The sequence below is a fragment of the Pontibacter litorisediminis genome, from assembly GCF_029360645.1.
GTDB classification, from domain to species: Bacteria; Bacteroidota; Bacteroidia; order Cytophagales; family Hymenobacteraceae; genus Pontibacter; species Pontibacter litorisediminis.
Genome location: NZ_JARDUA010000011.1, coordinates 60,638 through 74,431, shown reverse-complemented (window position 1 = coordinate 74,431; position 13,794 = coordinate 60,638). Strand labels below are relative to the sequence as shown.

The 13,794-nt window shown below is 41.9% G+C and carries 15 protein-coding genes and 2 pseudogenes; 16 read left to right on the top strand and 1 reads right to left on the bottom strand.

Annotated elements, in window-relative coordinates:
* Nucleotides 1-73 precede the first annotated feature (73 nt).
* From PXG97_RS21030 to PXG97_RS20995, 8 genes and pseudogenes are all read left to right on the top strand, one after another.
* Nucleotides 74-415: a hypothetical protein gene (locus PXG97_RS21030; RefSeq protein ID WP_276499820.1), complete on the top strand. Its 342-nt coding sequence runs from the start codon at nucleotides 74-76 to the stop codon at nucleotides 413-415.
* Nucleotides 416-423: 8 nt separating this feature from the next.
* Nucleotides 424-999 carry a D-sedoheptulose 7-phosphate isomerase gene (gene lpcA, locus PXG97_RS21025; protein WP_276499819.1) on the top strand — a complete coding sequence of 192 codons (576 nt, stop codon included), beginning with the start codon at nucleotides 424-426 and terminating at the stop codon, nucleotides 997-999.
* A gap of 113 nt (nucleotides 1,000-1,112) precedes the next feature.
* On the top strand, nucleotides 1,113-1,748 hold the full coding sequence (locus PXG97_RS21020; RefSeq protein ID WP_276499818.1) for a hypothetical protein: 636 nt from the start codon (nucleotides 1,113-1,115) through the stop codon (nucleotides 1,746-1,748).
* A gap of 111 nt (nucleotides 1,749-1,859) precedes the next feature.
* Nucleotides 1,860-2,528 (top strand): annotated as a pseudogene (locus tag PXG97_RS21015) (magnesium chelatase domain-containing protein); the annotation flags it as partial.
* A gap of 426 nt (nucleotides 2,529-2,954) precedes the next feature.
* Nucleotides 2,955-4,043, top strand: a complete 1,089-nt coding sequence (locus tag PXG97_RS21010; protein WP_276499817.1) for a site-specific integrase — start codon at nucleotides 2,955-2,957, stop codon at nucleotides 4,041-4,043.
* Nucleotides 4,044-4,260: 217 nt separating this feature from the next.
* Nucleotides 4,261-4,506, top strand: coding sequence for a helix-turn-helix domain-containing protein (locus PXG97_RS21005; protein ID WP_276499816.1), 246 nt, complete (start codon nucleotides 4,261-4,263; stop codon nucleotides 4,504-4,506).
* A 32-nt stretch (nucleotides 4,507-4,538) separates the two neighbouring features.
* Entirely contained in the window at nucleotides 4,539-5,033 is a 495-nt protein-coding gene (locus PXG97_RS21000) for a hypothetical protein (RefSeq protein ID WP_276499815.1), read from the top strand.
* A 119-nt stretch (nucleotides 5,034-5,152) separates the two neighbouring features.
* Entirely contained in the window at nucleotides 5,153-5,647 is a 495-nt protein-coding gene (locus tag PXG97_RS20995) for a winged helix-turn-helix domain-containing protein (protein ID WP_276499814.1), read from the top strand.
* 537 nt (nucleotides 5,648-6,184) lie between these two features.
* On the opposite strand, the gene PXG97_RS20990 is transcribed toward PXG97_RS20995, so the two are convergent.
* The gene (locus tag PXG97_RS20990) at nucleotides 6,185-6,448 is read right to left on the bottom strand and encodes a helix-turn-helix domain-containing protein (RefSeq protein WP_276499813.1); all 264 of its coding nucleotides are present in this window, start codon (nucleotides 6,446-6,448) and stop codon (nucleotides 6,185-6,187) included.
* 162 nt (nucleotides 6,449-6,610) lie between these two features.
* Here PXG97_RS20990 and PXG97_RS20985 point away from each other — a divergent pair, with 162 nt between their 5' ends.
* From PXG97_RS20985 to PXG97_RS20950, 8 genes and pseudogenes are all read left to right on the top strand, one after another.
* Entirely contained in the window at nucleotides 6,611-6,916 is a 306-nt protein-coding gene (locus tag PXG97_RS20985; protein ID WP_276499812.1) for a hypothetical protein, read from the top strand.
* A gap of 73 nt (nucleotides 6,917-6,989) precedes the next feature.
* Complete coding sequence (locus PXG97_RS20980; RefSeq protein WP_276499811.1) at nucleotides 6,990-7,400, top strand: hypothetical protein; 411 nt, start codon at nucleotides 6,990-6,992, stop codon at nucleotides 7,398-7,400.
* Between the two features lie 350 nt (nucleotides 7,401-7,750).
* Nucleotides 7,751-8,728, top strand: coding sequence for a nucleotidyltransferase family protein (locus PXG97_RS20975; RefSeq protein WP_276499810.1), 978 nt, complete (start codon nucleotides 7,751-7,753; stop codon nucleotides 8,726-8,728).
* Complete coding sequence (locus tag PXG97_RS20970; protein ID WP_276499809.1) at nucleotides 8,729-10,405, top strand: ThiF family adenylyltransferase; 1,677 nt, start codon at nucleotides 8,729-8,731, stop codon at nucleotides 10,403-10,405.
* Nucleotides 10,402-10,866 (top strand): Mov34/MPN/PAD-1 family protein, encoded by a 465-nt coding sequence (locus PXG97_RS20965; RefSeq protein ID WP_276499808.1) that lies wholly within the window; start codon nucleotides 10,402-10,404, stop codon nucleotides 10,864-10,866. The genes PXG97_RS20970 and PXG97_RS20965 overlap by 4 nt, the downstream gene beginning before the upstream one ends.
* A complete protein-coding gene (locus PXG97_RS20960) occupies nucleotides 10,859-11,686 on the top strand; it encodes a DUF6602 domain-containing protein (protein ID WP_276499807.1) in 828 nt (275 codons plus the stop codon). Before PXG97_RS20965 ends, PXG97_RS20960 begins: the two co-directional genes overlap by 8 nt.
* 142 nt (nucleotides 11,687-11,828) lie before the next feature.
* Nucleotides 11,829-12,395: a hypothetical protein gene (locus tag PXG97_RS20955; RefSeq protein WP_276499806.1), complete on the top strand. Its 567-nt coding sequence runs from the start codon at nucleotides 11,829-11,831 to the stop codon at nucleotides 12,393-12,395.
* A gap of 293 nt (nucleotides 12,396-12,688) precedes the next feature.
* Nucleotides 12,689-13,582 (top strand): annotated as a pseudogene (locus tag PXG97_RS20950) (YifB family Mg chelatase-like AAA ATPase); the annotation flags it as partial.
* Nucleotides 13,583-13,794: the final 212 nt, after the last annotated feature.

The window sequence follows — 13,794 nt, the reverse complement described above, 5'->3', positions numbered from 1 at the left end:
CATAGTATTTGTAAATAATATTTTTTTGCTAATTTTAACCAAACAGTTGTTGTACACAATTCGCTAAGGCAGCATGAAAGCTTTGAAAGCACTCCTCGATGTACTTGTGTTTGGTTATATCATCTTCACGGTACTGCTCCTGATTGGAGCTATAGACGAAAATGCTATTTTGGAAACAAACGCAGAAGACAGGATACTGACCCTGTACAAGGCGCTGGTGGCTATTGGCGGCGTGGTGATGCTGGCCCGTGTCCTGATGAGCAGCATTTACGTAGCCGACCTGAAGCACGAGCAGTACCGTGCCGAACTGAAGATAAATAACCTGAAAGCCACACTGTACGAGAGGCGCCAGGCGTTCAGAAGCAACAGCTACAAAGAAACCTACGCCGAGGAACACCAGGCGGAGGTTGCCTAAAACCACACATGACATCTACTACCATACTTGCAGAACTAACGCAGGCACAGGAAGTGCTCTCTGCGTTTCTGTCGGATGCACAAAACATTGCATCCATTGAGCAGGCCGCCGAGGCCATGGCACACTCCATCCAAAACGGGGGCAAAATTCTGAGCTGCGGCAACGGCGGCTCCATGTGCGACGCCATGCACTTTGCCGAGGAGCTTACCGGCCGCTACCGCAACGACCGCAAGGCCATCCCCGCCATCTCTATCTCCGACGCCAGCCACATGAGCTGCGTGGGCAACGACTACGGCTACGAGTTTGTGTTCTCCCGCTACCTGGAGGCACTGGGCAACCAGGGCGACGTGCTCCTGGCGATCAGCACCAGCGGCAACTCCGGCAATGTGCTTAGGGCAGCCGAAACAGCTAAAGCCAAAGGGATGAAGGTGGTGGGCCTGACCGGCAAGGACGGCGGCAAACTCGCCCCGCTCTGCGACGTGGAGGTGCGCGTGCCGCATTTCGGCTATGCCGACCGTGTGCAGGAGATCCACATCAAGGTAATCCACATCCTTATACTTCTGCTGGAGCAGAAGCTGGTGTAAGTATAGCTTTTGCATTAAGGTATAAAACCCGGCCGGCAGCATCGCTTCTGTTGTCCGGGTTTTGTTTTTAAGCGCCAGCTGTACGTTTAAAGCATATGTCCGTACCTTTAAGTATGAAATTATCACAGCAAGCCCTGTACCTGGTATTTTTCCTCAGCCTCCTCTCCTGCCAGAGCCAGGAAAGCAGCGAGCAGCAGGCCGCCCCCGCCGCGGTACCTCCCGCTGATACAGCCAGCGCTCCGGCTACTGCCACTCCAGACTCAACATACCTCATCCTCCCCGGCGAAAGTATAGGCAAAGTAAAACTGGGCATGCCCGGCAGCGAACTGACAAGTATACTGGGCAAACCCGACAGCACGGATGCAGCCATGGGCAAGGCGCTGCTGTACTGGCTAAATGGGCAGCACTACCTGGTAATTTATACCGTCGCAGATTTTGGTGGCCAGGACGAAAGGCCCAAGGTACAGCAGGTGCAGGTAAACTCACCCCAGTTCCAGACACCTGACGGCATCGGTACCGGGAAGGCACTGCCCGAAATAAGGCAAAAGTACGGCAGGCTGAAGCCGCTGGCGCATTACCAGGACGAGCAGCAGCAACAGGTGTACATTTTTGACGCGCAGCAGCAGGGCATCGCTTTTGAGGTGACGCTGCCCGACAGCCTCTGCACCGCCATCACCATCCATCCCAAGGGCCAGAACGTAACCGACACCTACCTGCCCCTGCACCCGGACATGACAAGGTTAGAATAAGCACATGCTTCTTTTTTATACTTTTTAAAGTATCCACTGGAATCAATTGACAAACAGTGTTGTTCCGCATCAAAATCTACTGAAACCCTATACTTCTTACCAGAAGAAAACATGCTTATTAAGACTTATGGCAGCGCCGTGCAGGGTGTAAACGCTTACACCATTACGGTAGAGGTAAACGTTAGCCCCGGCACGAAATACTTTTTGGTTGGCCTGCCGGATAACGCCGTGAAGGAAAGCGAGCAACGCATAGAGTCCGCGCTAAAACAGTTCGGCTATAAAATCCCGCGGCAGAAGATCGTCATCAACATGGCCCCTGCCGACATCCGCAAAGAGGGCTCCTCCTACGACCTCACCATCGCCATGGGAATCTTGGCCGCCTCCGGCCAGATTTCCGCCGACAAAGCCTCCCAATACATGATCATGGGCGAACTGTCGCTGGATGGCTCGCTGCGGCCGATAAAAGGGGTGCTGCCCATCGCCATACAGGCGCGCAAGGAAGGCTTCAAGGGGTTTATACTTCCGGCGCAGAACGCCCAGGAAGCTGCCATTGTGAACAGCCTCGACGTGATCGGCGTGAGCAACATCCTGGAGGCGATCGAGTTCCTGGACGGCGCGCGCGAGATTGAGCCGCTGGTAATTAACACCCGCGAGCTGTTCAGCAACACTGCCGATCAGTACGCCGCCGACTTCTCAGATGTGCAGGGGCAGGAGAACATCAAGCGCGCTCTGGAGATTGCCGCCGCCGGTGGCCATAACCTCATCATTATTAATCCCCCCTATTTTCGCCCAGTAAGCCTCTCCTTAACAACCGTAACTAACCATTAGTAAAAACTCATTTAGAAGCTGCTTTTAAGGTTTTAGAACCTATTAGTAGTTAGCCCGACACCTGAAAATACTCCGGTTGTTTATGGTTACTCATATATTTACAGTACCCCAATAGTACCCCATCTCTTTAGGGAAAGTCAACTCACCTCCCTTACCTGAAAAGCCCTCTCCCCTTACTCGGACCAGCTACTAACTCTTTGAAGTGGGCCTGTCGCATATTAAAAAAGCCAAATCTTCAGTTTTTTTTCGTCTAGTTAAATACGGTTGTTTACGGCTAATTAGGGACCAACTAATAGTCCTACAACTTCCTTTAAAAGTTATTTAAAAACAAAAGTGACTAGGGTTATTAGCTGTACAAACTAATAACAACTACGGACAATGGCTAAAGTAAACATCGTTGAAAAGAAGCTCACAGGGGGCAAGGTATCTTTACTGTTGGACTACTACCAACACGGGCAGCGTAAGAAAGAGACCTTAAAGCTCTATGTGTACCCAAGTGACAAAAGGAGCAAGAACCCTATCTTAAAAAATGCCTACGAAGAAATGTATGCAAAAGCCCTTTATTTAAAGCATAAGAAAGAGATGCAACTGGCGCATGGGGAGCATGACCTACCTACCAAAACAGATAAAACCGCTTCTTTTATACTTTACTTCGAACAACTGGCAGAAAGAAGAAACCAAAACTGGCAGAGCGTTAGACGCCACCTTTATGATTACACAAAAGGTAAGCTAACTTTTGGGAATGTAACAGAAGAATGGCTTCACCGCTTTCAGGAATACCTAAGAACCAAGATAAAAGATGTTACTGTGTGCTCCTACATGGGCATTATCACAACATGCCTGAATCAAGCTGTTAGGGAGAAGGTTATCCTTGCAAATCCAGCCACCAACATCAAAAAGGTAAGGGGAAAAGAAATCCCGCCAAAGTACTTAACTAGGGAGCAGATAGAGATCTTAGAGCAAAACACTCAGAACATACCACAGTGGTTTACAGACCCTTTCCTGTTCAGCTGCTATACAGGCTTGAGGCTATCAGACGTGGAAAGCTTGACTTGGGCGGAAATAGTACCTACAGCGGGGAAGCACGGGCAGTTTACACTTATAAAGGAGCAGACAAAGACAGGGGAAACAGTCGTTATTCCCCTCTCCAAGCAAGCAATGGACATATTACAGCGGCAGGACCTAAAAACAAAAGATGCTCGGGCACATGACCTTGTATTCAAGCTAAAAAGCCGCACCCAGACTAAGAGGTATATCCACAGGTGGCGTACACAGTCAGGTATATATTTTACCTACCACTCTTCTCGCCATACCTTCGGCACTATGTTACAGACCGCTGGTGTAGATATCAACACCACGAGCAAATTAATGGGCCACAAGAGCATCAGCATGACACTTAGGTATGCAAAGGTAGTAGATAGAGCAAAAGAGGAAGCAGTGCATAAATTGAGTGCTTTTTTAGGTTAAAAATCAACTGAAAAACGCCTCCATACGCAAAACAAATTTAATATACAACATATTTATTTTTAGAGGGGCAAAAAGCCCCTCTACGTGTTTAAAACAGCTTTAATTTTTTAAAAGCACCTTCAATCTTCCTACAAAAGAGCCGCTTCGGGCACAAAATGCTCTCTGGAAAAAAGTTGGGTAGAGTTATTCAACTCAGAACAACAAATTCAGCATTAAAATGAGACAAGAAGCCAAAGTCGAAAATGTTCTGGCAAACCCATTCTTAAGCTTCAAACAAGCTGTAGAGTACCTCGGAAACATTCCGGAGTCCACACTGAGGGAGTGGACAAGCACCAGAAAAATCACCTCCTATCGTCCCGGCAAACAGGTCAGGTACCGGAAGTCAGACCTCGACGAATTCATGGAGCTTCACATCAAAAAGTCATACCACATGATAAAGTATGAACTGACTCAAAAAGCATAAATCAAATTTTAATATATAAAAAAGTTAATTAAATGAAAGTGTATCAGAAAAACACAGAATTGGCTCAAGAGTCCCTCTCCTTCATGAAATACCCTTTAGCTATCGACTTTGATCGTCACCACCTTTACAACAAGGAAGCTTTTAGTGATTGGACAACTGTCATTCTCTTTGAGCGCATAGCATGGGGCTCAGATATTATGATTAAAGCAGAAGAGTGTCCCTATATATTCCACCTACTTGAGCTTGTTAATTCTACGGGACTACCTGAGAAAACCTGCAAGGAAGCGCTAAAGAAGCTCATAAGCTTAGGTGTAGTTGTAGGCTCTGCGCACTACGAGCGAGACTTCCTTGATAGTGATAGCTGTACTGGTTATTACGAGCTAGATTATGAAAGGATTGTTAAGTTGCTGCCATACTTACTGCGACAGCCTTGGGACAGCTCAGATAAAAAGCGCTACAAGAAGATAACAAAGTACTTCAAGAGCATGCGGGATAGCCTGAGAGAGCTTGCAAAAGAGGAGGATTAAAGCCACACATTTTCATGTAGTCTAAGGTAGCAACCAGCTAGGAGGTAACTGCTGATAGTTATACTCCTAGCTGCCCCTTAGATGATGAGTTCAAGCGACTTACTTTTTATCAATGCATTATGAGCAAGAAACCTACTAAAGAGCCAATACCTGACGATAGGACCTATGAAGAGAAATACCCACAGGCGTTCTACTACCTAAATTTTCAGGACTACATAGGCAAACTGCTGAAGGGTACCTCACAGAAGCTTATCTTCGATTATTTAGTCACCATGGCTGATGAATTCCTGTACAAGAAAGGGCAGCCCTTCTTCTACCACTCATTCAAGGTGCTAAGCGACAGAACCGGTGTTTCGGAATCGACCTGTAAGCGCACTATTAAGAAGTTTGAGAAAGAGCTGGGAATAATACACACCTGGGTAGGGGAAGAGGAGCAAAAACACAGCACCATCTTCTTCCTTGACTATGAGAGGATCATTGAGCTTTTGCCAAGCCTTGTAAGGCGCACTACAGGTAGGGGTACAAAAACCACGATATTGCCTAGGTACGAGCAACGGCTCCGATACTTTGAAGCTATAAACAAACTGCAGGCGAAAGCTATTCGGAAATTGTGAGAGAGTATAACCATAGGTCATTTAAACTAAGCCCATAGGTCAATTAAACCTTGGGCTTAGTTCATTTAAACCTAGAGCTTGATTCAATTAGCCCCCTTTAAGTATACAATATATAGTAAGCTATGAAGGCTAGAAGTATAAAAGCATTTTATCAACGACTTCGTCGTTGATGCTGTACAATGTACAGCAAATCAATCTTTAGTTGCAGGTATTCCACAGTTATCAAGTGTAGTAAAAGTAAAAGCTAAGAAAGAAGCTTGCTAACGTACTTATTCCTTTACTACAGCAATACTTAAATCTCCAGTTTGCTTATGCTACAGTGTATTCAGGTTGCGTGTAGTTCCCCAATTCTAACTACCCCACTACAAAACGGTTTAGAGCGATTTTAGCGACCTAGCGGCTTAGGCTAGGTATACCCTGGTTTTTATAAGTTTAAACGTTCCTGCTCGCTTAAACTGCCTTACAGAAGCACTATAACATATAACCTATAGGTAAGGCTTATAAAGCTGCAAGTAAGCCTTACAGTACAGCTATAAACTACACATCAATGTCGCTGAAGAACTCCCGTAAAGTGATGTTATGGATGTCAACAATACGCAGCAAACTGGCCATAGTTAAGTTGCTGCCCTTTTCGTGCCGCCCGTACCCCACGCGAGGCAGGCCATTGTCGAAGGCAAAGTTTTCGTAGGAGCTGTACCCCTTTTGCAGCCTTAGTCTTTTTATTTTTTCCCCGATTACCCTGAGCCTTGGGTCTACTTCCTTTTCCTGCATGGCGAGCAAACTTTCGGGAAAATTCAGCATTATGTATATTAAAGTTTACCTATTATATTGCACATATAATATTAAACATATTAAAGTATGTTTTGCTTTGGGGTGAAACTAAGGGAAAGCTTTACTACAGCAACACAATTTAACACCAGCTAAACTGAAGAGAGACCTATGAACAAATTTTTACCCCTGTGCTTGGTAGCACTTGTAATTACTGGCTGCGAGAGCATGCAAGGCAACAGCCTAGAAGGAACATACAAGCTCTTAGATGATGGCCAACTGCGGGATGAGTATGTGCTGCAGGTAGGCGAAACAATGGCAACCTATACCATAACTGTGCTTGCAACGGCAGAGGTTAGCAGCGAGTACAGGGTTGAGGATGGCTACTTGTACCTGACAAGCCCACAAACACAGGTACGCTTTAAAATTACCGATACCGACACCCTTACCCTTGAGAACAGCTTTCTGATTCCTAGCGGGAAGTATGTAAGGGTTAAATAGAGCACATGGGTAAGGCCAGCTAGCCTTTTACCACAAAAAGCAAGTGAAGAATTGAAACGAACCTAAGAACAAAATGAAAAAACTGCTTATACTATTGCTATTCACAGTCTTCTCTTACACTGCCTTTTGCCAAAGCAACGTGATAGGGAGAAGCAAAAGAGAGGTAATACAGTTACTGCGTGATAATGACATAGCCTACCAAATTGCAAAAGATGGACATATTACTTACCGATTGGGAGACATGTACATGTACAGCTACTTTGATGAGAAAGGCAAGTGTATATTAAATAAGTCCATCTCAGGTGTTCAAAGCGAAGAGGACAAGCAATGGATTATCCAGAATTTCTGCGGAGGGAGCAAAAAAAGTACTTCTGGTCAGGATATAATCTGTTATTCAGATGGATGCAAATACACTATTACGTTCAAAAGGTCCGATGCCTTTAAGACAGGATGGGCGTGTATTATAAAGGAGGAGCTAAACTAAATAGATAACCATCCATTTTGACAGCCAACTGCTTTATCGTAGTTGGCTTTTTTTATCACATATTGTCTAAATGCTTCAAAGCTCACTTTGACAACTCTTCATAGTTAAGATGCCTATTAAATTTCACTGATTCTTCGAGTTGAGGAAGCTTTTGACCTAAGCTGCTTTTAAAATGAAGGATGTAATTTGTTTAATAGCCAAATATGTCATCTGTATTTATTTAAGAGCAGTTTAAGTTTTGCAAATCAATAACACTGCTAATGTGACAGAATGTAATTAAAAAATTAATATATTTAAAGCACTATGATTTTGACTTTAATCTTGACTAGGCATTCAAAACAATAAGTAACATGGCTATTGATAAAAACGAGCACTTACTAAGTGTACTAAAGACACATAAGATGTCTCACATTGACTCTCTACTATCAAAGTATAAGGTAAAGAGAGACGAAGTTAGAAAAGCATTAGAAGAAGAATATGCCGATAATATTTATGGCTTGATGAATTCTGGATCATATGCTAAACATACTGCTATGAATAGCAAGTTTGATTTAGATATCATAGTGCCATTCAAAAAAGATGCATTTGAAACTCTAGAAAAAATGTTTGAAAACATTTATGAGTTCCTTTATAACAAATACCAACAATCTGGAGCTGGTATAGTTAGGAAGCAAAAGGTTTCAATTGGCATTGAGTTTCATCCTGACAATGAAGGGGATGTGATTAACTTAGACATTGTGCCAGGAAGAGAGCTTAATCATGGAAGCTACAGTGAAGCAAAAGATTTAAACCTTATGTTCAATGAGCAAGCAGGACTTTTTCCTAAGAATTCACGCATAAAGACTAATATTCAAAACCAGATAGATCATATTCGCAAGACAGGGGATGAAAGGCATTCAGCCCGACAAATTATTCGCTTATTCAAAATATGGAAATTTAATTCTGGAGAAAAATATAAGTCATTTTTGCTGGAACTGTTAACTATAAAGGCATTTAATAATGCTGATGTTACAGGTGATCTCTGGGAGAAGCTTAAAAAAGTTATGGAGTACATTAGAGATAATGTTACTACAAATAATTTCAAATTGACAGACCCGGGTAATAGTAATAATAATGTGATTGAAACTTTAGAAAGCTGGGAAAGAAGTGACTTAGCTAGCAGGATGGATACAATAATAAAGCGAATAGAAGAAGATAGTGAGAACATTAAATATTACTTTCCAGTCAACGAGAAATTTGAAGAAAAAGCTAGGTCACAAAATTCTTATGGCTTAAAAGGGGCAATAATAACTCCTTCAATTCCTTCTAATAACCAACGTTTTGGATAAATGGGTTTAAAACTAGAAGATATTAAATCCTACATTTTAGAAAATCCCCTTGTTCAAAAGTTATACTCTATTGAGCAAGGGGAGTTTAGTATTTATGCAAGAGTAAAGATTTCATTCGCCCAACTAAAAACACCGCTAGATTTTGAAATTGAAATCCTACCGCAATACCCATTGAAGAGTTATGAGTCTGAGTCTATTATTTTTAGGAACAAAGACCTTATTTCATACAGCCATGTAATGGGAGATGGTAAGATATGTGTTAATACTTTACACTCTACAGACATTAGACAGAAGCTTAGTATTGACTTTAATGCTCTGAAGAATTGGATAGAAAAGTACTACATTGACGAGGATAAAGATTTAAATTATGAGCATATAATAGTTCCAGATAACTTATTCTCGGACAGTTATTACTCGTACATTTTTACAGACACAGAAAGAACCTTTGTAAAAGGGGAATATGGGGATGTTAAGATTTCTTATCTTAATACAGGGGTCTATAAAGGAAAAACATTACTAAATTATATTGTTCAAGGTTTCATTCCTCTCGGCCAACAGCTCGTTCGATGTGAGTGGAGTAATATATATAAAGGCCATGAGATCACGCAAGATGGACTTTTTATCTTCATAGGAGATGCACCGGCAACATACAACAAATTTGTATACAAGAACTGGTTAGACTTAGATGAAATAATCCCACAAGAATTTCTCAAACAACTCCACCAACTTGAAAGAAAAAACTATAAAAGGCTCAATGGACATGTACTCCCACTATTCATAGGTTATAATACTGTTGGAAACAAAGTTCATTGGCAGGTTGCACTTATAAAATATGGTGAGTTCCCTTTGTATGGCAAGCCAGAAACGAATAACGGTGTTAAAACAGGCTCATGGTTGAGTAAATTATCTGATACGGGTATTACTTGGGCAATTAGTAGAAATTCATCTTATAAATATTTCTTCGGCAGAGGAGCTCTAAGTCATAATATCACAGATAAAAAGATTCTAATAATTGGGGTTGGTGCAATAGGTAGTATTATCGCTAAAACCCTGACTAGAGGCGGTTGTAAATATATCGATTTTGTTGACTATGATGTAAAGGAGCCTGAGAACGTTTGCCGCTCAGAATACTTATTTTTATCAGGTATTACAGAGAAGACTGAAGAATTGAAAAATATACTCAGCGCAATCTCTCCATTCGTAAATATAAAGCAGCTAAACAATAATTATTTTGAAACATTGTTTAAAACATTTCATGAAAATCGAGAATACCAAGTTGATTTTATAAAGTCCATCAATAATTATGACTTAATTTTTGATTGCTCAACAGATAACGACTTGATGTATATCCTAGACTCTATGAATTTAAGTGCTGAATTGATTAATATTTCTATTACGAATCATGCAAAAGAATTAGTTTGTGCCTTTCACCCGAATATATATCGTTTTGTCAATATTCAATTCACTAACGTTTTAGACAATGATGTTGACGACCTATATAATCCTATAGGCTGCTGGAGTCCCACTTTCAAAGCATCATATAATGATATAAATGTTTTGGTTCAACTTGCAATTAAGCAGATAAACGGGCTGTTTCACGAGAATAAATCAAGATCAAATTTTGTAATAAAATTTAATGAGAGTAAAATGTTAGATTTAACTGTAGCTGAGTTTTGAGGATAGTTAAAAGGTACAATAATTTAGAATTAATTATTGAAGAAGAACTTATAAATAGATTAGCCACTATAGGAAAGAAGCACTTCCCAAACGAGTTTGGAGGTTTCCTAATTGGCAGATACTCAGAAAGCCTAGAAGCTTTATTTATAGAAGACTTTATACTACCCAAAAAGTATAAGGGGTACTCCAGTATATTTGAGAGAAGTACTGATGGTGTAGTTGAAGAATTTGAGAATGCTTTTCTAGAAAAGAATCAGTATTATGTAGGTGAATGGCATACACATCCAAGTAGCTCTACAAAGTATAGCCAGACTGATTTGATGGCAATGATACAGATTGCAGAATGTCAAACTGTACAAATCAAAAACCCAGTACTTTTAATTTTAAGTGTAACAAGTCAAGAGCTGAACGATTATAGCTTTTACTATTACGACAGCAAAAATTTAATCCTTTATGACTAAAATCGATTTACGCCTGCTGTTTGAAGGCATGCAGCATCAAATGGAGGCCCAGCTAAGTACTAATCGACAATTTATAACACATCCAGGTTCTAAAGGGGATTCATTAGAAAATGCTTGGATTGAATGGTTGAGGAATTATCTGCCTAATAGGTACAGTGTAGATAAAGCTATAGTAATTGATCATGAGGGCAATACAAGCCATCAAATGGACATTGTTATCTATGACAATTGGTTTACTCCCTTTATTTTCACTCAGAATGGTTTTCACTACATACCAGCTGAAGGAGTTTATGCAGTTTTCGAAGTTAAGCCTGATATAAAAGGTAATGTAGGAAGTAAAAGCTATATAGAATATGCTAGTGAAAAAGTTGAAAGTGTAAGAAAATTGAAGAGGACATCTACATCAATGATAAATTCTGGTGTCCAAATTAAGGCTAGACCACTTACAAAGATTATAGGTGGTATATTAACCAGTACCAATACATTTAGTCGTGACAATAATAATACCATTGAAGCACACTTGAGAAGGCATAGTGGATTCAAAGGTATAGATATTGGTTGTATAGCAGATTACGGAAGTTTCTTTGTTGACTATGAGGGAGAAGAAAGTACAAAGGAAGAAGACTTTGATAAACGTTACCAGGAGTATTATATCCGCAGAACTTTTAAAGAGTTGAAATTCAGTAAATCTGAAAATTCATTTGTAACATTTTATATGCAGCTAACTCGCTACTTGCAGCAGGCAATAGGTACAGTTCCTGCAATAAACTTACAAGCATATCTTGATAAAATAGGAGAAGAAATAGATGAGGAGCTATAAAAGTGGTCCTACTCCATTAGAAATATCATTTTTAGTAACCCTGAATTTACCTTAATCAAACATAACATTATACTAACAGTATATTGGCTCAAAGAAATTATCACCTGTAACTTATTAATCCGCAACCATATAACCCGGAAATATGGAAGAAAGAATACTTAAATGGCTGGATGTAAAAGAAATGAAAGTTTTAAAACGAATAATAATCATTTCAGACAGAAAGAATGGCGAAACCGAGCTTGGGAGCATAATTTACACAAGACCATTAACTGAAACATACAATCTCAAAAAGCAGCAGGAAGAAGACGAGAAAAATACTAATTCAATTGATCGCCTTTTACATGAATACCCAAAGCAAAAAAACTACCCTCATGATCGTATTGATGAAATGATTCTTGAATCAATAAGGAATGCTTATCCAAAGTCTATCTTAAGAAATGACACAATATTATTCAACGTAGATTCAGAGAAACTTAATATTTATAAAAAGAGAATAGTAATTCCTGCTTCTATCTACTTTTCTCCAGAATTTTCTAACGTGGGGAACTTCTATGATTTTATAGGTAAGGAGTTTAGAGCTCCTAAGATAAAGGTCAATGTGTACAGCTACTATAAACCTGAATTTCTAGAGGGACAGATCTTTTATGCGATGTATAAGTCATCTGAAGAAAATATTTTGAATGACTTGAAGACAGTCAAATTTGAATAAGATCTATATAGATATGTTTAGCTTATAGTGATTCTTGCATTTCGAACTTGTACTTAATTTTATGTCACAGTTTGCAATGTTAAGTAAGCAAGCACATAAAGAAGTTATAGCCTAATTTAAAAGTAACTGCTTGCTAAAATAAGCTTGTTTAGAACAAGCTCACCCGATGAACTGGGCAGGCTTGACAAAGCCCTTGAATATTCTTTTGGTACCCCTTTGGTACCCCAATCCGAAAATCATACCTAATAATTGCTTTTTTAGCGAATATAGTAAGGTTTTAGGCCTCAAGGACCAACCTCATCATGATAGGCCCTCCGGGTGCCGGAAAGACGATGCTGGCCAAGCGGCTGCCGTCCATTCTGCCGCCGCTCTCGATGCACGAGGCGCTGGAGACGACCAAGATACACTCGGTAGCCGGCAAGCTGGGCGAGGCAGCCTCGCTCCTCACCACACGCCCATACCGCGCGCCGCACCATACTATCTCGGATGTGGCTTTGGTAGGGGGCGGTGGCGTACCGCAACCCGGCGAGATCTCGCTTTCGCATAATGGGGTGCTTTTCCTGGATGAGTTGCCGGAGTTTAAGCGCACGGTGCTGGAGGTGATGCGCCAGCCGCTGGAGGAGCGCCGTGTTACCATTTCCCGGGCCAGAACCACCATCGATTTCCCGGCCAACTTTATGCTGGTGGCAAGTATGAACCCCTGCCCCTGCGGCTACTACAATCATCCCGAGAAAGAATGTGTGTGCGGCCCTGGGGTGGTGCAGCGTTACCTGAATAAGGTGAGCGGCCCGCTGCTGGACCGCATCGACCTGCACGTGGAGGTGACACCCGTAACCTTTGATGAAATGACCGCCACCCGCAAGGCCGAGCACAGCGCCTCTGTGCGGGAGCGCGTGGTGCAGGCCCGCGAGGTGCAGACGGAGCGATTCAAGGAGATGCCGCAGATCCACTCTAACGCCATGATGCCCTCGCAGATGGTGAAGGAGGTTTGCCAGGTAAACGAGGCTGGCCGCACCCTGCTCAAGACCGCCATGGAACGCCTTGGCCTCTCGGCCCGCGCTTACGACCGCATCCTGAAAGTGAGCCGCACCATTGCCGACCTGGCCGGAAGCGAGGAAATAAAAATTGAACATTTGGCAGAAGCCATTCAGTACCGCAGCCTGGACCGTGAAGGCTGGGCAGGCTAAGCTGGAAAGCAGCGTAAGCCCTTATTTAACATAAATTTAACAAAAGCAGCAGCCGGATATGGTTGCTGCTTTTTCTTTGCCCATGGCCAGCTTCCCTCTCCCTAAATTGTACTCCTCTGTCGCCCAAATCATCTCATGAATCTATACTTTTATTCGGACCCTACGTAATAGCTTACGACTGTTAGCCGCTCTGCAGGGGCGGTACTGACAGT

What these genes read in the sequence shown, in the direction of transcription:
- PXG97_RS21010 (WP_276499817.1), top strand. Translation starts at nt 2,955, where the DNA reads ATGGCTAAAGTAAACATCGTTGAAAAGAAGCTCACAGGGGGCAAGGTA.
- PXG97_RS21020 (WP_276499818.1), top strand. Translation starts at nt 1,113, where the DNA reads ATGAAATTATCACAGCAAGCCCTGTACCTGGTATTTTTCCTCAGCCTC.
- PXG97_RS20980 (WP_276499811.1), top strand. Translation starts at nt 6,990, where the DNA reads ATGAAAAAACTGCTTATACTATTGCTATTCACAGTCTTCTCTTACACT.
- PXG97_RS21000 (WP_276499815.1), top strand. Translation starts at nt 4,539, where the DNA reads ATGAAAGTGTATCAGAAAAACACAGAATTGGCTCAAGAGTCCCTCTCC.
- PXG97_RS20995 (WP_276499814.1), top strand. Translation starts at nt 5,153, where the DNA reads ATGAGCAAGAAACCTACTAAAGAGCCAATACCTGACGATAGGACCTAT.
- PXG97_RS21030 (WP_276499820.1), top strand. Translation starts at nt 74, where the DNA reads ATGAAAGCTTTGAAAGCACTCCTCGATGTACTTGTGTTTGGTTATATC.
- PXG97_RS20960 (WP_276499807.1), top strand. Translation starts at nt 10,859, where the DNA reads ATGACTAAAATCGATTTACGCCTGCTGTTTGAAGGCATGCAGCATCAA.
- PXG97_RS21005 (WP_276499816.1), top strand. Translation starts at nt 4,261, where the DNA reads ATGAGACAAGAAGCCAAAGTCGAAAATGTTCTGGCAAACCCATTCTTA.
- PXG97_RS20975 (WP_276499810.1), top strand. Translation starts at nt 7,751, where the DNA reads ATGGCTATTGATAAAAACGAGCACTTACTAAGTGTACTAAAGACACAT.
- PXG97_RS20990 (WP_276499813.1), bottom strand. Translation starts at nt 6,448, where the DNA reads ATGCTGAATTTTCCCGAAAGTTTGCTCGCCATGCAGGAAAAGGAAGTA.
- lpcA (WP_276499819.1), top strand. Translation starts at nt 424, where the DNA reads ATGACATCTACTACCATACTTGCAGAACTAACGCAGGCACAGGAAGTG.
- PXG97_RS20955 (WP_276499806.1), top strand. Translation starts at nt 11,829, where the DNA reads ATGGAAGAAAGAATACTTAAATGGCTGGATGTAAAAGAAATGAAAGTT.
- PXG97_RS20970 (WP_276499809.1), top strand. Translation starts at nt 8,729, where the DNA reads ATGGGTTTAAAACTAGAAGATATTAAATCCTACATTTTAGAAAATCCC.